This is a genomic window from Streptomyces sp. NPDC101152, from assembly GCF_044768275.1.
Taxonomy (GTDB): Bacteria; Actinomycetota; Actinomycetes; order Streptomycetales; family Streptomycetaceae; genus Streptomyces.
The window spans coordinates 67183-83678 of record NZ_JBIWPO010000014.1; the positions used below are offsets into that span (position 1 = coordinate 67183).

The 16496-nt window shown below is 68.3% G+C and carries 15 protein-coding genes and 1 pseudogene; 6 read left to right on the forward strand and 10 right to left on the reverse strand.

All coding sequences use genetic code 11. The features are described from left to right. The first annotated feature begins 47 nt into the window (after positions 1-47). Complete coding sequence (locus ACIRVK_RS20290; protein WP_404248872.1) at positions 48-1937, forward strand: DNA/RNA helicase domain-containing protein; 1890 nt, start codon at positions 48-50, stop codon at positions 1935-1937. Between the two features lie 26 nt (positions 1938-1963). Here ACIRVK_RS20290 and ACIRVK_RS20295 read toward each other — a convergent pair whose 3' ends face one another. Then, a complete protein-coding gene (locus ACIRVK_RS20295; protein ID WP_404248874.1) occupies positions 1964-2638 on the reverse strand; it encodes a hypothetical protein in 675 nt (224 codons plus the stop codon). Between the two features lie 257 nt (positions 2639-2895). On the opposite strand from ACIRVK_RS20295, the gene ACIRVK_RS20300 reads away from it, so the two are divergent. Beyond that, complete coding sequence (locus tag ACIRVK_RS20300) at positions 2896-3459, forward strand: hypothetical protein (protein ID WP_404248876.1); 564 nt, start codon at positions 2896-2898, stop codon at positions 3457-3459. After that, positions 3456-3665 carry a DUF4291 family protein gene (locus ACIRVK_RS20305; RefSeq protein WP_404248878.1) on the forward strand — a complete coding sequence of 70 codons (210 nt, stop codon included), beginning with the start codon at positions 3456-3458 and terminating at the stop codon, positions 3663-3665. The genes ACIRVK_RS20300 and ACIRVK_RS20305 overlap by 4 nt, the downstream gene beginning before the upstream one ends. A gap of 1 nt (position 3666) precedes the next feature. On the opposite strand, the gene ACIRVK_RS20310 is transcribed toward ACIRVK_RS20305, so the two are convergent. Further along, entirely contained in the window at positions 3667-5727 is a 2061-nt protein-coding gene (locus ACIRVK_RS20310) for a restriction endonuclease (protein ID WP_404248879.1), read from the reverse strand. A gap of 324 nt (positions 5728-6051) precedes the next feature. After that, positions 6052-7038 (reverse strand): phosphotransferase family protein, encoded by a 987-nt coding sequence (locus tag ACIRVK_RS20315; protein ID WP_404248881.1) that lies wholly within the window; start codon positions 7036-7038, stop codon positions 6052-6054. A gap of 265 nt (positions 7039-7303) precedes the next feature. Here ACIRVK_RS20315 and ACIRVK_RS20320 point away from each other — a divergent pair, with 265 nt between their 5' ends. Both ACIRVK_RS20320 and ACIRVK_RS20325 read left to right on the forward strand, forming a co-directional pair. Beyond that, complete coding sequence (locus tag ACIRVK_RS20320; protein ID WP_404248883.1) at positions 7304-7975, forward strand: hypothetical protein; 672 nt, start codon at positions 7304-7306, stop codon at positions 7973-7975. A 205-nt stretch (positions 7976-8180) separates the two neighbouring features. Further along, the gene (locus ACIRVK_RS20325; RefSeq protein ID WP_404248885.1) at positions 8181-8990 is read left to right on the forward strand and encodes a GNAT family N-acetyltransferase; all 810 of its coding nucleotides are present in this window, start codon (positions 8181-8183) and stop codon (positions 8988-8990) included. 245 nt (positions 8991-9235) lie between these two features. Here the strand turns inward: ACIRVK_RS20325 and ACIRVK_RS20330 are convergent, their stop codons facing one another. The 6 genes and pseudogenes from ACIRVK_RS20330 to ACIRVK_RS20355 form a co-directional block, all read right to left on the reverse strand. Next, positions 9236-9913, reverse strand: coding sequence for a DUF4142 domain-containing protein (locus tag ACIRVK_RS20330; RefSeq protein WP_404249062.1), 678 nt, complete (start codon positions 9911-9913; stop codon positions 9236-9238). Positions 9914-10357: 444 nt separating this feature from the next. Further along, positions 10358-10504, reverse strand: a pseudogene (locus tag ACIRVK_RS20335) (sugar phosphate isomerase/epimerase); the annotation flags it as partial. A 61-nt stretch (positions 10505-10565) separates the two neighbouring features. After that, the gene (locus ACIRVK_RS20340) at positions 10566-11240 is read right to left on the reverse strand and encodes a DUF4232 domain-containing protein (protein WP_404248887.1); all 675 of its coding nucleotides are present in this window, start codon (positions 11238-11240) and stop codon (positions 10566-10568) included. A 141-nt stretch (positions 11241-11381) separates the two neighbouring features. Next, positions 11382-12986 carry an MFS transporter gene (locus ACIRVK_RS20345; protein WP_404248889.1) on the reverse strand — a complete coding sequence of 535 codons (1605 nt, stop codon included), beginning with the start codon at positions 12984-12986 and terminating at the stop codon, positions 11382-11384. 72 nt (positions 12987-13058) lie between these two features. Then, positions 13059-13499 carry a MazG-like family protein gene (locus ACIRVK_RS20350; RefSeq protein WP_404248891.1) on the reverse strand — a complete coding sequence of 147 codons (441 nt, stop codon included), beginning with the start codon at positions 13497-13499 and terminating at the stop codon, positions 13059-13061. Positions 13500-13523: 24 nt separating this feature from the next. Beyond that, the gene (locus ACIRVK_RS20355) at positions 13524-14093 is read right to left on the reverse strand and encodes a DoxX family membrane protein (RefSeq protein WP_404248893.1); all 570 of its coding nucleotides are present in this window, start codon (positions 14091-14093) and stop codon (positions 13524-13526) included. A 239-nt stretch (positions 14094-14332) separates the two neighbouring features. On the opposite strand from ACIRVK_RS20355, the gene ACIRVK_RS20360 reads away from it, so the two are divergent. Next, on the forward strand, positions 14333-15472 hold the full coding sequence (locus ACIRVK_RS20360; protein ID WP_404248895.1) for a D-alanyl-D-alanine carboxypeptidase family protein: 1140 nt from the start codon (positions 14333-14335) through the stop codon (positions 15470-15472). A 242-nt stretch (positions 15473-15714) separates the two neighbouring features. Here the strand turns inward: ACIRVK_RS20360 and ACIRVK_RS20365 are convergent, their stop codons facing one another. Then, complete coding sequence (locus ACIRVK_RS20365) at positions 15715-16476, reverse strand: SDR family oxidoreductase (protein ID WP_404248897.1); 762 nt, start codon at positions 16474-16476, stop codon at positions 15715-15717. Positions 16477-16496 lie beyond the last annotated feature (20 nt).

Sequence of the window (16496 nt, forward strand, 5' to 3'; positions counted from 1 at the left end):
CATGCCCCCACCCGCACGAGTCTCTTCGTGCTGCCTGGGGGAAGTCCTTGCTGTTCCGCGCGTCCGCGAAAACGGTCGCCGTCATGGCACTCGACGGTTCGCTGTTCCTGCACCTCACCGACAACTTCGTACACATGCACGGCTATCGGCCCGGCACATCGGAAACGCGTTCCTGGGAGCGCAGCATCCCCGTCCTCGCCGCCGCACTCAACGACGCCGGCCTCGGCGACGTCGAGGTCATGCTGGAGTACTCGCTCCCGCTGAACAGCAAGCGTGCGGATGTCGTGCTCGCCGGAGTTCACCCCCTTACGGGCGAACCGTCGTACGTCATCGTGGAACTGAAGCAGTGGAGCCAGGCGCTGCCCCACGAGGACGACCCCACCCTCTGTCATGTCGACGCGTATGCCCACCCGGTCCTCAACCCCGTTGAGCAGGTGCGCCGGTACTGCGAGTACCTCGTCAACTTCAACGGGGCGGTGGCCGAACACGGGCACCGGGTGGCCGGAGCGGCGTACCTGCACAACGCCACCGAGTTCGGCGTGGCCGGGCTGCGGGAGATCGAGCGTGACGAGCACGGGCTGCTCTTCACCGCGGAACGCCGCGGTGCTTTCCTCGACCACCTCCGGACGAGGTTGAGTGACAAGCAGTCCGGGGCCCAGGCGGCGGACGAACTCCGGGCGGGCGCCACGGTGCCCTCCAAGCAGCTCATGTCGGTGGCCGCCGAGGAGGTCCGGGAGCGCACCCAGTTCGTCCTCCTCGACGAGCAGCAGGTCGCGTACCGCATGGTGCTCAACGCGGTGGAGAAGGCGAAGCGCGCCGACCGCAAGGAAGTCGTGATCGTCACGGGCGGTCCCGGTACCGGCAAGAGCGTGATCGCTCTCCAACTGCTCGGCGAGCTCTACCGGCGCGGCGTCCCCGCCCTGCATGCCACTGGCTCGCAGTCGTTCACGAAGACGATGAGGAAGGTCGCCGGAGCCCGCAAGCGGGAAGTCCAGGACCTGTTCAAGTACTTCAACAGCTTCATGACGACCGAGAGGAACAGCCTGGGCGCCCTGATCTGCGACGAGGCGCACCGCATCCGGGAGACCTCGGCCAACCGCTACACGCGCGCCGAGCATCGCACCGGCAGGGCGCAGATCGACGAACTCATCGACGTCGCCCACGTGCCCGTCTTCTTCCTCGACGAGCACCAGGTCGTCCGTCCCGGTGAGATGGGCACCGTGGCCGAGATCAAGGCGGCAGCGGCTAAGCGGGAGATCCCCTGCCATGTCGTGCCGCTGGACAGTCAGTTCCGGTGCGGTGGGAGTGACGCCTACCTTCGCTGGGTGGTCCGCCTCCTGGGCCTGGAGCCGGGCGGACCGGTCGCGTGGGAACCTGACGGCCGCATGCAGTTGCTGGTCGCCGAGAGCCCCCAGGACATGGAGGCCTTCCTCGAAGCCCGCCGGACGCGGGGGTACGGCGCCCGGATGTCCGCGGGCTATTGCTGGCGTTGGTCTCCCGAACCCAAGCCCGGTGACCCACTCGTCCCGGACGTCGTCATCGGCGACTGGGCCCGCCCCTGGAACTTGCGCGGCGACCGCTCCGTGTCCGGCGCGCCCCCGGCCGCCCTCTGGGCCACCGACCCGGCCGGCTTCGGACAGGTCGGCTGCGTCTACACCGCCCAGGGTTTCGAGTACGACTGGTCAGGCGTGATCATCGGCCCCGACCTGGTCTGGCGCGGCGACCGCTGGGTCACGGACCGCACGGCGTCGAAGGACCCGGTGTTCAAGAGGTCCACTCCCGACACGGAGGTGGACCGCCTGATCCGCAACACGTACAAGGTGCTGCTGACCCGGGGCATGGTCGGCACGATCGTCTACTCGGCGGATGCAGAAACGCGGGAAAAGCTGCGGAAGTTGGTGAACGGAGGGCGGAAGCGGGAGCCCGTACAGGTCTGATTGAGGAATACAGGCTTCCGTTCTGGTCAGGAAGGTCCGCCGATCGGGGCGACGGGATACCCCATCAGGTCTGCCTCCTTAACGATCTCCGCGAAGGAGGCGTCGGGGTTCAGACGAGTGACGGTCTCGCGCGTCAATGGGCGCCCCTCAAAGACGTGGCGCACGGCGTCGATGTCGACGGGCTGCTCGTAGTAGTCCTCGGCGAACGACACGAACACTTCGGGTGTTGGGTTCGTGAGCAGGCCGAGCATCCAATCCGAGCCGTCGGGATCCCCATGGCCATGGGGGAAGTCGATACGGCCGGCGTGCCAGCTCGTGTCTCCTGCCTCACGCCACAGGCAGAAGGTCACCCCGGGCAGGCCGTCGTACATGAAGGCAGGTTCTTCGACCTGAGCGCGAAAGACCTCGGGAACCGAGTCGAGCACCCCTGGCCAGACCGAGTCATCGGCGTACGGGCTCATCGGTGACTCGTGGTCGAATCCACGTATGTAGGCGCCGGCGGGGGAGAAGACGATGTCGAACTCGTCGCCACTGCCGTTCCGCATCGAGAAGACCTCTTCGGTCTCCGACCAGTGCGCGTTGAACGAGTAGTGCCTCGAGTCCCCGGGATTCAGTACGGCCTCAGCCGCAGCGATGGAAAGGCATACATGCCTCAGCCTGCCGAGGCTCGGCAGGGCCGCGACGGCGTCGTGAACGGTCATGAAGCCATTCAAACTCACGGCACTGACAGGGACATCCGGCCACGATGCTCATGGATCGGGCCGACAAGCCTCCCTTCGGTATCGCCGTGGGCGGCCGTTTTCCTAAGATCACGGCTACCGGTTGCGGCCCGACGGGCTCCCCAGGACATGCATCACCCCGCACGAGTCACTCCCAATCCCGCCAAGCTCCTCGACGAACTCAGCGACAACATCATCAAGGGTGCAGGAAGCGTGGAACAGAAAGGGTAGGTCGTGCGATGATCCACAGCGAGGAGAGTGTCGCTGCCGAACTGGACCGCACTCGGCAGCGTCCCGCGATCGAGTCGGCTCCACCGGTTCTGGCCGCTTTCACTGTCGATGTCTTCGAGGGGACCCCCGAGGCGTACGCGCTCCGCGTGCGGCAGGTCCTGTCCGCAGCCCTCCAGCTGGCCTGCACGGCGGAGTTCGACGACGAGGATCTGCCGACGGACGAGTTCCCCGACTGGTTCACGGCGGCCTCCGTCCGGGACGGCGAGGCACCGGCACAGGAGTTCGTCCGACACGGCCGCGCCGCGTACGTGGACCACAGCGGTGGAGGCCCCTGGTCCTTGCAGAACTGGATCTACCGGTTCGACCCGGAGGAGGAATCTCGCGGCTGGGAGTTCTGGGACGTCGTCCCGGTGGGGCCGTCGCGTCTCCGCGTCTGGGTCGACAGCTGGGGGGAATCCTTCTTCGGCTCCCTTGAGCTGCTGTGGCTGCTGTATGCGGCCGGTGCCGCCCACGTCGAGGGACCGGAAGTCCACAAGGCGGGTACGTGGGCGGCCGAGGTGCGCGGTCGGTGACAGAGGCAGAGCAGCGGCGTATTGTGCGGGCGGAATTCGCCGACTCCACGATCGCGGTGTACCAGGCATACCCGCGGGAGATCGCGGAACCGGCGTTGCGCGCTCGGACGTTCGTAGCGCCGTTCAAGCGCGAACGCATGACGTGGGTCATCAAGCCGCGTTCACAGACCACGACCGTCCTGCTGGCCGCACCGGGCGCCGGCTGATCTACACCACGTCGATGCCGTAGTCCTGGACGAGTTCTTCCAGACCGCCTGTGTAGCCCTTGCCACCGAGGACGAAGTCCCAATCGCCGTTGGACCTGCGACGGAAGGAGCCGAGAACCAAGGCGGTCTCGTGCGGCCGTCCGTCAGAGACCGCTAGGCGTCCCAGCTCGGTCATGCCTGGATCAAGAAGCCGGATGCAGGCATCTGTGAATCCGGAGAGATCGGCATCAGCGTTGACTTCTGGGTCGATGGCGGCCACGAGCACGAACCTGTCAGCTGCATCTGGCAACCCGTCGAAGGACACGCAGATCGCGGCCTTGTCCGGCTCCGATGCGGGAAGGGCCCGCACTGAGCCGTCCGGCGTCTGCGGGTTGTTGAAGAAGACGAAGTGATCGTCACTAAGTACGCGGTTGCCACGGCAGACAAGAGCGCACACGTCCAAGGCAACGCTTCCGGTCCATGACATGCCCAAGACGTTGTAGTCGTCTGGCAGCCGAGTGTCCGGCCCCGAGGGCGTCGGCTGTGTTGAGACTTGCCGACCCCCCTCACCCAGCCGCCCGCGCAGCCCATGGCGATGCAGTAGATCGACGAGTTCAGGGCCCGAGATTAGTTCCAGCGGCTTGCCGCTTGCGAAGGTATGTGAGCCAGGGCCGAACCCTGACGTCGTCACGAGGACACCCTTGTTGGCACCCGCATCCTGCACGGTCCCGTACAAGTCGCGCACGGCGGTGGGCGGCACCGTGTTGCGGTAGCGCTTCACCTGCACGACGATCTTGCCACCTCGAATCGGCGTCGGATCCAGTGCGTCGACGTCCACACCGCCATCATTGGAGCGTTGGGTGGTCACTGCCTGCATGCCCATCGCCCGGAAGAGATCGGCGACGAGATTCTCGAAGGCGATCGGATCCATGTTGTACAGGTCTGGTTCCTCATCGCTGCCGTGGGTGACAACGCGGTTCCCGACGTCCTGCGGCTGCCGACTCGGCCGTACTGCTGTGAGTTGGTCTGGCCGAGCCGAGAGCTGCCCTCGGAGCGCATCAGCCAGGCAACTTCCTGCGTCAACCTGTGCCAGGTGGAGGTCACTGAACGAAGAACGCGATGCCATGACAGTCGCGAGGCAGATGTGGCCTGGCCGGCCCGTCGTAGGGTCGTGCCCATCGACGAACCCGTTCAAGGCCACTGACTCAAGCGCGCCCAGCTCGTCCGCAGCGAAGAGCTCATGCAGCACAAGCAGCATGCACTGCGCGAGAACTTCCCTGTAAAGAGCACGACGCTGGCCTACCGGGCGAGGGGTCTCCTTGTCCTGGTCGACTCCGGACATGTACCGAACGGCCTTGATCTCCGGCACGATGCTGTAGTCGGGCAACTCCCAATCCAGCACCAACTGTCGGGCTGCCGAGTCGTAGGCTGCTGCCACCTGACGCGGGAAACCTTCCGGCCACGCCGTCGAAGCGTAGAGAGCAGCAGAGAAGTACTCGACCACGGAATCAGGATCCCAGCGCCTTACGCCTTCGGTTACCGAGACGACGCCAGCGTTGTGCCGCCGGACATCAGCCAGCTGAGCATCTGCCCACTGTTGGTACTCACGCTGGTACGACGCCAGCTGCTGCTGTCGATGCCCCTCCGCGGCCTGGGCAGCCTGCCAGTCCCGCTCGAAGCGCGCCTGTGTTTCGGCCTGCGCCTGGGCCCGGCGACTCGCAGTCCAACCGCTCTGCGTTTGGTAGTGATTGAAATCTGGCATGGGAACGGGCCGCGCCAATGGTCCTGGATCAAAGGGCTGGACCTCTTCGGGCCGCATGAGAGAGGAAGCCCGAAAAGCCGGAGCCTGGCACCCTAAGGCGAGAAGCCCTTGCAGCGACGCAACCTGTGCGTCCAGTTCCGCTGTGCGACGTTGCGCCTCTGCTTGCCTGTACTCGCGGTGGTTCTGGGCGGCTTGCCGTTGGTAGGCACGTGCCTGTTGTTCTTGCTGCCTCCGCTGTCTGGCTTCAGCCTCCTGCTGGCGCTGTTGCTGCCGTTGCATCTCGGCCCAGACGCCGACAAAACCACTAGAGCGACGACTCATGTGCTGCAGGCCCTCCCCAGGACATTGGCAGCCGAAAGGCACTTTGGTTGTCCCCACAACCATTTGTAACGAGACGACTCTATCCAGCAATCACCGTCTCGGATATCCACTCGGCAAAGGCAACCCGCTCGAGCCATCCCTGCAGGTCAACATAACTGTAGGTTAGCCATGGCCGCTCCGGACCGCAGTGCCCAAACAGTCGCCTTCCCCAGCTCTCATCCAGCCAGGTGTGTGGGCCCGCAGAACGGTCTGTGAACGATGCTTGACATGGGTCATCAAGCCGCGTTCAGAACCCCTTTTCAGAGGGAGGGACGCTCCTGTCTGCTACGGAAGGAGTGCCAGCGCCTCTTTCAGGTTGTGCTCGGCGATCCCCTGCATGAAGGCTCGGTCGGGGTAGTCGCCGTCAAGCAGGCGCAACGGGCCGGCAACCAGGGACAGGCGCATCGCGAGCATGTAGAGGTCCAGCCGCTCTGGGTCGAGGCCGGGCCGTGACAGGGCCGGGTAGTGCCTGCCGAAGCGGAGCTGGAGGAAGACGTGCTCCCACTCGATGTCGAAGTGCATGAGGCCCTCGATGTCGATCAGCACCGCGTGGCCCTCGGCGTCGACCAGGACATGGTCGGGGCCCAGCTCTCCGTGGATCAACCCGTATTCCGCGCGGGGGGCCACCAGTTCGGCCAAGCCGTGGAGACGGTCACGCAAGTGACCGTCTGATGCCGCGATCCTGCGATCTCTGCCCGAGGCCTCTTCCAAATCGCGCAGGGCCCGATCAAGAACCAGTTGCTCGCAGGAAACTCCGCTTGCAGTGCCACCCTGCTCCAGCAGATCCACCCGGCCGTACTTCGGGGCGAGGCATCTGTGCATGATCTCCACCATCGCGGCCAGGTCGTTCAGGGCCGCAGTTGCCCGGGCGGGATCGCTCTCAAGGAGTGCTTCGAGAGTTCCCGAGGAGACGTCCTCGACCACGGCCACGTCCGCCGGGTAGCGATGCCGGCTCTCGTCCGCCAAGAGGACCCGCGGAACCCTAACGCCCAGGTTGTCCAGACTCCGCTGTGAGGTGAGGAACGCTGCCAGACCTGAGGCGGGTGCGAAGGGGTCGCCGGCATCGATTCCGTTCTGGCCCGGCCAGAAGTTCTCCTCTTCGGCCCAGTTGTAGACGATCACGCTCGCCATCGGGGTTCCGTCAACTCGAACCCGGTACACCCCCTTCTTGCTGCCCCCGCGCAACCGGTCCACCGCTGTCACACAGCAACCCGGTCCCAGCACGTCACGCACGACCCCCGACAAGTCCTCGATCTCCGCGAGCTTTCGCATCGGCAGAACGTATCGAACAGCGTGTTCACGCGCGCAGTGAAATCAGCCTTCCTCAACATCCGACTACCGCCCAGCGGCACGCGCCCCGCCCCGGCTGACGAAAAGACTGGCGTGTGCGCCGCCTACAGAAAGGTCTGTGAGCGAGGCTTGACGTGAGTCTTGCTGTCATGCCTTCAGGCTTCGGGCGAGAGTCGGAGCAGCCGCCCCGCGGAGGCCTGCTGCTGGTCGGCGCTCGCGCCGATCCGGACCGGATAGCGTCGGTCGGGTGGAGCTCAATCTCACCACCAAGGAGCCCGACGGGCTGACGCGGCGAGCCCGACGCTTTGTCGGCGTGCACGGCATCAAGGTCGACGTGCCGCCGGTGGGTCGGCTTAGGGAGCAGTGGCTTGCACTGGGGGTTCCGTCGGCGGAGCTGGACCGCGTGACGGTGTACCAGGAACGTTGGGGTGGTCTCGTCCTGCCTCCTGCTCCGAGCTACGACGGTGGACCCAAGTATCTGGATCCCGACCTTCCGGAAGGTTCGCCGGCCGAAGGGTGGTGGTTCGATGCGGGGCCCCAGCGGACGGCGCTCCCGTACTCGTTCGTGATCGGACCCGCGGGCGAGTTCGGCATCCTTGGCGATCGTTGGACGCCTCTGCACCAGACCGTGGAGGGGTGGGTGGAGTCCCTCGCGCTGGCCCACCATGCGTCTACGCGTGCGAAGGGGATCACCAGGGTTACCGGCGATGCGGTCGACGCCATCGCCCTGGACTCCTTCACGCTGGTGAGAGAGGTCATGGGGCTGGCGGACACCTGGTGGCGGGGTAGCGACTCGCTGGTGGCGACTTACGCCGGGGAGGCCGAGTGCTTCTCAGACCCCACGTGCCGCACCGCGTGGATCTACTCGGGGCTCGATGAGTGGGGACTGTATGACGGTGTCAGGGACGATGACGGGTGAAAAGGATTGTTCGGCGCCCCTGACGCTCCATCCGGGCAGCGGACGGGGCTGCACGGCGGAGGCGGTGTTCCAGCACCTCGTGGCACGAGAACCGTTCACCGACCGCGCCGTGCAGAGTTGCGGACTGATTCCTGTGCCCGTGGTCCGGAGAGTAGCGGGCAAATCATTGGCCTGATCTGCTCATCGCACATTACGTTCGGATGCCATGGTCGTAGTGTCCAGTGAAGGTCCGACGCAGTGGACGGCGTGGCGTGAGGGACTGGAGATTGGCAGTCTCCTTGCGCTGGTCAGGCCGGACCAGCGGTGCTTCCTCATCCATGACGGCAGCTCTGACGCACGTGGACCCCTCCTGGATGCCGCGCTGGCGACCTTGGAAGCGGACGTGTATGCCGAGGTCGACGAAGCAGATGCCGACGCTCACGGGGATCTGAGCGCACGGGGCTTCGTCGTTCACCGACGAGAGCATCACTACCTCTTGCCGACCGATCCCGGCCGCACGGGACTGACCAGGCACCGGCCGCCGACCGCGTCGGCCTTCCTGTCGGTGCAGAAGGCGGACGCGGATCGCTGGCGGGAACTGGACGACGCGTTGCGCCAGGACGTGCCGGGCACGGCGGGATGGCGTAACGATCCTGAACGGTTCGCTGGAGACACGTTCACCGATCCGGAGTTCGATCCGGCCACCTACCTGCTCGCCGCGGACGAGACCAGCGGGCAGTACATCGGCTTGATCCGTGTATGGAACACCTCGACGGGGCCTCGGCTCGGGCTCCTCGGCACTCTTGCCGGGCACCGACGTCGGCGAGTGGCGGTGGCACTGCTCGCCGAGGTGTTCGATGTGCTTCATCGGCGGGGTCAGGGGCATGTCCGGTGTGAAGTCGACGCCGGCAACGCGGCTTCCAACGCGCTCATGATCGGGATCGGCGCTGAACGCGTTGGGGGCACTGTTGAGTTCGTGCGTTGGTGGGCCCCAATGCAGGGCTGGACGAACAGCGTGACGCCCTCTCGACCGTGACGGCTCGCCCGTCATCCCGCCTCGCCGATCACCGTGAACCGAGAGATCACGTCGGGGCGCCGGACACTCGAGGCGGGCCAGCGGACCCGGCGTTCGTTTCCCGGATCAGAACGATCGGTGTACCGCTTGGCCCCGGCGGCGTTTCCATCGCCGCCACTCAGTAGGGCACATTCCGCCTCGAGGTCGGCCACGCCGACGGGTTCGGGGATGCCGAACCCGTCGGCGTCGGCGGAGGTGTCCCGGCCTCACCTCACCGTCGGGCTCGGCGACACCGTGCTGTTCGCCGGCGGGGTGAGGACGACCTGAGGCTGGCCCGCGACGGCGGGTGGAGGGGTCAGGTCCTGGGCCGGAAGGTCCGGGGAGGTGGTCTCCTGGCCGAAGTCGACCAGGCCGGTCTTCTCCATGGCCGAGATGTGGTCCAGGACGGTGTTGTTGACCCGGTCGGCCAGAGCGCGGACCAGCGAGTTCCTCGTGGTGGTGCGGACGCCGGCGACCGTGGTGAGGAACTGGCCGTTCGTCGTGCGCAGCGTCGTGGCCAAGTCCATGTCGAACTGCTTGCCGCTTTCCCCGTTCAGCCGGGATGCGAACCCCTGCTGTTGGAGCGATGGCTGGTTGGGCAGTGCGATGCCCAACTGGTCGGCGACGTCGCGGCACGCTGCGTCCAGCGCGGCATCCCCGGCCACCAGTTGCTCCCCGGCGTTCCTGACCGCCTTCGTGGTCCCCTTCTTCAGCGCCTTCTCGCCGACGGGGTACTCCCACAGGCCGGCCGCGCGCACCTCGACCACGAAATCCCGGTCTGCTGCCGTGACCGGCCCGGTCGCCGGGTCGGCGACGACCCGCGACGGTGCACTGCCGACCTTCTGGACTCCGAGCATGGCGGGATAGAGGAGGGAACCGAGGGTGAGGCTGACCGCACCACCTATGAAAAGAGTTCCCGCCGCCTTCCGTGAAACGAGCACCGTGTCTCCTGATCCGGTTCATCGGATCCCGCACACACGGTACTTACGGACGTCAGGGTCTCGCAGGCCTCTTGTGCTCGTCATGGGTTGGCAAAGAGATCGTCGGCCGGTGAGCGTCCGACGAGCCGCCGGTTCCCCGGGTGCGAAGTAGGGCCGTTCGACCCTGACGACGGCCAGGGAAGAGGCCGTTAGGCCCTAGGAGCCGGGTGTCTCACCGCCGACCATGTAGCGGCGGCCGGGAAGGGGCAGGACCATTCCCGCACTTCTGGCTCTTCCCGGCTCGTCGAAGGCACCGACTGATGAGGAGGACGCCGTTCGGTCAACGCGATGGTGATGGGGTCGGAGCAACGCACCCGGAGCGGCAGGAGTTGCCGCTCGACGTCGCCACCGGGGGAGGGGAGGGGCTCCTCAGCCCGCGAGCTCCTTCCGGATGCGGTCCAGCATGAACGTCGACGACTCCCGGGCCCGTTCCTCCCAGGCGAAGACGCAGGCCGTCGCCACGCCGTCGAAGTTCAGTTCGCGCAGGGTGCCGAAGAAGGCGTCCCAGTCCTGTCCGAGTGTCATGTCAATACCTGGTTGCCGGGAGACTTCGGCGCGCCCGGGTGTCGGGGCGGGGCTACGAGAGTGCCGCCGTCGACACCGCCGTCACCTTCACGGTGTTGTCGCACTCGGCGAACACCCCGTCTTCCAGGGCGACTTGATGCGCCCCGGCGCCGCGCAGACCGATCACCAGGGTCGGGTACGACACCGGCCGTGAACCGGACGTGCAGTAGCCGTCGGCCTCGCCCTGCACCTGGACGAACGTCAGCTTCACCCACGCCTTGCCGCCCGGGGCGAGCCGGACCACGGAGGCGGAACCGAGGGGCGTCACCTTCAGCGGGGCGTTGTGCTCGGGGGAGCCGTTGCCGGCGCCTGCCACCGTCGGGTGGCCCACGAGGACGCAGGACCGCGCGGAGGTGTTGGTGAACTCGACGATCGCGGCGCCGGTCCCGGTGCCGGCCGGACGGTGGGCGGCCTGGTGCGCGGTGACCTTCAGGGCGGAGGCGGGGCAGGTCTTCGGGCGGGCACCGGAGGATTCGGATACGGGCGATACGGTCGCGGTGGGCGTGGGCGCCGCGGACGACGGGGCGGCCGACCGCGACGACGCGGTGCTCGGCGCCTTGCCGGTGGGTGCCGTCGACGGCGAGGCGGCCCCGGATGCGGAACCGCCCGCCTGGCAGGCGCTCAGCGTCAGGGTGGCGGAGAGCGCGGCGACGGCCAGTGCGGCCTTGTGGATGCTGACGTACGGCATGAGGTCCCCCGAGGTCGGATACGGCGCCGGTCCCCACCGGCGCTCGCCGATGGAGACCGGACGGCCTCACGCGGGGGTTCCCCTGTGCGTCAGCTGTGACCGGGCGGTGACGGGACTGCCGCCGCTCCAGGACTTCGGTGATCAGGCCGCAGCAGCAGCCTCCTCCTTCTCGATGCCGACCGTCGCGTCCTGGTCGCCCTTGCCGCGCAGAGCGACCACGCTGAGCAGGCAGCAGGCCAGGGCGGCGATGCCGCAGACGACGTAGCCGATGGCGTAGCCGTTGCCGAGGGCCTCCAGGGCGATGGGGACCGCGCCACCGGGCGGGGAGGCGGGCGGGACCGAGTTGGAGGCGAGCGGGCCGCCCTCGGCCGCGACCTGCCCGGCCGCCGCCTTGACCTGGGCGGAGAGGCCGGAGGATGCCAGCTTCCGGGTGAACTCGTCGGCCGCCCGGCTCAGCGCGATCGCGCCGATGACCGCAGGGCCGAGCGTGAAGCCGAAGTCGCGCAGCAGGCTCGTCGAGGCGCTGGCCATGCCCGCGTAGTGGACCTCCACGGTGTTGACGGCGGTCGCGGTGATGGAGGAGACGGTGAGCGCGAAGCCGATGCCGACCAGGCCGATGGGCAGGATGAGCGAGGTCAGGGCGCGGTCGTGGACCGAGAGGTTCGCCGCGACGAAGTCACCGGCCGCCATCAGTGCGAGGCCGGCGCCGAGCACCCAGCGTGGGCTGACCTTCTCCAGCAGCCGGGAGATCAGCGGCATCAGCAGCAGCGTCCAGGCGTTGAGGAGGATGAAGGCGAACGAGCCGCGCAGGGGGCTCTGGTGCTGGATCGGGCCGAGCCGGATGCTGGTGGCGTAGGCGGTGCCGAGGTAGCTGAACATACCGACCACCGCGACGAAGGACGCCACCGCGAACGCGCGGTTCTTGAACAGGTCCAGCCGGAGCAGCGGGGAGGCGGCGCGGTGTTCGGCCACCAGGAACAGCACGATGAACACTGCGGCGACCACGTACGCGATCACCACCGGTGTCGCCGTCCAGCCGTCCGCCGGGCCCTGGATGACCGCGTACAGCAGGGCGAACATGCCGATGCCGATGGTGATCTGGCCGGCCAGGTCGAGGGAACGGCCCTCCGGGGCGCTGGAGTTCTGCGCGAAGAGCTGGCTGAGCAGCGTACTGACCAGGGCGAGGCCGGTGACCACGATGAACGCCCAGCGCCAGGAGCCGTAGTTGCCCGTGATGCCGCCGAGGACCGGGGCGACGAAACCGCCGCTGGACAGGGCCGCCGCCCAGATCGTGATCGTCCGGGCGCGGTCGCGGGCGGAGTGGGTGCCCGCGGCGATCATGGCCAGCGAGGTCGGGAACAGCGCCGCCGCGCCCAGACCGGCGATGGCCTGGCCCACCCAGAGCATGTGGATGCCGGTACTGGCGGCGGCAAGCGCCTCGCCGACCACCAGCAGACCGCCGCCGCCGACCAGCAGCCGCTTGCGGCCGAAGAGGTCGCCGAGGACGCCGAAGGTCAGCTCCAGGACGGACACCGGCAGCAGGAACGCGTCCGAGATCCAGGTCAGCTGCGAGCCGACCGGATGCAGGTCCTGCTGGAACAGGCCGTTGAGGGTGGCCGGCATGGCGAGGGCGATCTGCGCCAGGCAGACCGCGAAACAGCCGGCGACCAGCGTGCCGACGGGCAGGCCGCCGGACGCCGGCCCGGCGGCGGTGGACTCGGGCTTGGTGCGCGCTTCGGTGGACACGAGGGGCTCCCCTTTGAGCGGGTGTACGGGGGCTGACGGCGCCGTGAAACGCTGCGAATGTAGGGCGGTTTTTCAACGGCGGTCAATAGGGTGCCCAACATTGGGGGAGTCCGGTCCTGAGTCCGACTCTGAGTCCGGTCCGGTCGCGGTGTGTGGCCAGCTCGTGCTGAGGGAGCGTTCCGTCACCCGGGCCAGATGCCGGGTGAAGGTCTCGCGGGTGTCCGGGGTGAGGGTGCGCAGGGCGATCAGCGCCGTGATCACGACGTCGCACAGCTCGGCCTCGACGTCGTCCCAGGTGTGGCTGATGCCCTTGCGCGGGTTCTGGCCGGTCGCGCCGATCACCGCCTCGGCGACCTCGCCGACCTCCTCGGAGATCTTCAGGACGCGCAGCAGCAGGCTCTCGCGGTCGCCATGCCGGCGACCCCCTTCCAGCCACGCCCACAGGGCGTCGACGGCGGACCAGAGGTCGCCCGGGGAGGTGGGGGAGGCAGGGGAGGTGTTCCGATCAGTCATGGGCGCAACCCTGCCCCAGCGGGGTCACTCCCCGAACAGCGGCTCCTGCGACTCGAACTGGTGCTCGGACGCCTCGTCCTGCTCCGGCTTGCGCAGCCGCCTGGTGCGCGCCCCCACGACCAGTGCCGTGGCCGCCGCCGTCGCGCCGAGCGCCGCCGGGACCATCCAGCCCCGGTCGACGACGTGCCCCAGGGCGTGGTCGAGGGAGAGCCGGCCCGGACCGGTGACCGCGAGACCGGCGGCGGCGAGGGCGAGGGTGGCCGCGTACTCGAAGCCGCCCTCCTGGTTGAAGAAGCCGTTGGGCGCGTGCACCGCGGACGCCCCCACCATCGCGCCGGCCGCCGCCGCGCCCGCCGCCGGGGTCGCCAGGCCCAGCGCCAGCAGGGTGCCGCCGCCGGCCTCCGCGAGGCCCGCCGCCGTGGCGCTGGCCTTCCCGGGCGCGTAGCCGACGGACTCCATGAACTGGCCCGTCCCCTCGATGCCGTGGCCGCCGAACCAGCCGAACAGCTTCTGCGCGCCGTGCGCCGCCAGCACGCCCCCGGTGCCCAACCGGAGCAGCAGCAGGCCCAGATCACGACGATCGAATGCACTCACGATGACTCCCGGAAAACGACGACGGAAACAACCATGGAAACGACGACGGAAACGACGATGGAGCAGCGAACAGGAACAGTCCCCTCCGCGTATCCACCGTCGCACCGCCGACACCTGCCGTACCTGTCCGCGCGGCCGTTCGGGTGGCGGGAGGCCATGGCCCTTGGTTGGCGCGATACCGACCCTTCGCCGGTCAGGCCCTCGACGGGGCCCTGTTCAGCGGGTGTTACGGTCCCGGGATGCACGGTTCTTCTCCGCTCACCCGGCGTGCCGCGCTGGGTCTTGCCGCCGCCGCGCTGCCCCTCGCCGCGGCGGCCCCGGCACACGCCACGACCGTCGTCGGCGGTGCCCGGCTCGCCCGCACCGGGATCCAGGGCGCCGGACTGCCCGGGAAACTCACCGCCGCCGCCTGGGTGGTCGCCGACTGCGACAGCGGAGAGGTGCTCGCCTCCTGCAACGCCCACCGGCGCCTGCCGCCCGCGTCCACGCTGAAGATGCTGTTCGCCGACACGGTGCTGAAGAAGTTCGAGCCCACCGTGCGCCACACGGTGACCGACGCGGAGATCGCCGACATCCCCTCCGGCTCCAGCCTGGTCGGTATCAGGTCCGGGATCACCTACACCGTCCGGCAGTTGTGGCAAGGCGTCTTCCTGCGCTCAGGCAACGACGCCGTGCACGTCCTCGCCCACATGAACGGCGGGATCGCCAGGACGGTCGCCGAGATGCAGGCCAAGGCGGCGGACCTGCAGGCCCTGGACACCCATGTCGTCAGCCCCGACGGCTTCGACCACCAGGGCCAGCTCTCCTCCGCCTACGACCTGACCCTCTTCGCCCGGCACGGCCTCAAGGACCCCGACTTCCGCGCGTACTGCCACACCAGGACCGCGAACTTCCCGGCCGGCGGCAAGGGGACCTTCCAGATCCAGAACACCGACCGCCTGCTCACGGGCGCGTGGGGCCTGCGGATGTACGACGGCCTGATCGGCGTCAAGAACGGATACACCAGCCACGCCGGCAACACCTTCACCGGCGCGGCCACCCGCGGCGGGCGGACCCTGCTGGTCACGGTGATGCACCCGAGGGCCGGCTTCAACGCCGTCTACGAGGAGACGGCCGCGCTGCTCGACTGGGGCTTCGGGAAGGGCGGTTCGGCGAAGCCGGTCGGCACGCTGGTCGAGCCGCTGAGCGAGGGCGGTGCGCCGGCGGCAGCCCCGAGCACCGCGCAGGCGGCCGGAGCGCCGGGTGCGGCATCCGGCGGGCCCTCGTCCTGGCGGCTGCTGGAGGGCGCGGGCGGCACGGTCGCGCTGCTGGCGGGCGGGGCGTGGGCACTGCGCAAGGGGCGCAAGGGACGCAAGGAGTCGGGGCGGCACGCCGGTTGACGTTCGCGGCAGCCGTTCCGCCGCACCGGTGCGTATCCCGCGGTCCCACGCGAGATCCACCCCCACCCGGTGTGGTGGAACGACTGCCGCCTCCCCCCTCGGATTGGTCTGCGGAACTTCAACCCCCCAAGTGTGAAGCTCCTGTGGAGATGATTTGAGCATAAGTCCTTGACCGGCCGCAATGGTCCGGACGCTGAAATTCCGTTTGTAAGAGTTGGCGAGTTGACAAACAGTCGGGTCCCTCAGCCCCGCCCCACGTACGGCATCGCGGTGGCCATCACCGTCGCGAACTGCACGTTCGCCTCCAGCGGCAACTCCGCCATGTGCCGCACGGTGCGCGCCACATCGGCCACGTCCATCACGGGTTCCGGAACCACACTGCCGTTCGCCTGCAGCGCGCCCGTCCGCATGCCCTGCGTCATGTCGGTCGCCGCGTTGCCGATGTCGATCTGCCCCACCGCGATGCCGTACGGCCGCCCGTCCAGCGACAGCGACTTGGTGAGGCCGGTCAGCGCGTGCTTGGTCGCCGTGTAGGCCACGGACAGCGGGCGGGGCGTGTGCGCCGAGATGGACCCGTTGTTGATGATCCGCCCACCTCGCGGCTCCTGCTCCTTCATCTGCCGGAAGGCCGCCTGGGCGCACAGGAACGCCCCGTTGAGATTGGTGTCCACCACGTGCCGCCACGCCTCGTACGGCAGGTCCTCCACCGGCACCCCGCCGGGCCCGAACGTCCCCGCGTTGTTGAACAGCAGGTCCACCCGCCCGAACCGCTCCACGGTCGCCGCGAACAGCCCCGCGACGTCCTGCGGTTGTGACACGTCGGTGCGTACGGCGATCGACGTGCCCTCCGGCACCAGCGCCGCCGTCTCCGCGAGCGTCCGCGGCCGCCGTCCCGCCAGCGCCACCGCCCAGCCCGCCCGCAACAGCTCCACGGCGACCGCCCGCCCGATCCCCGACCCCGCACCGGTCACCACCGCGGTCCTCACATCATCCCTGTCCGTCATGCCCGGCAGCGTAGGTGAGG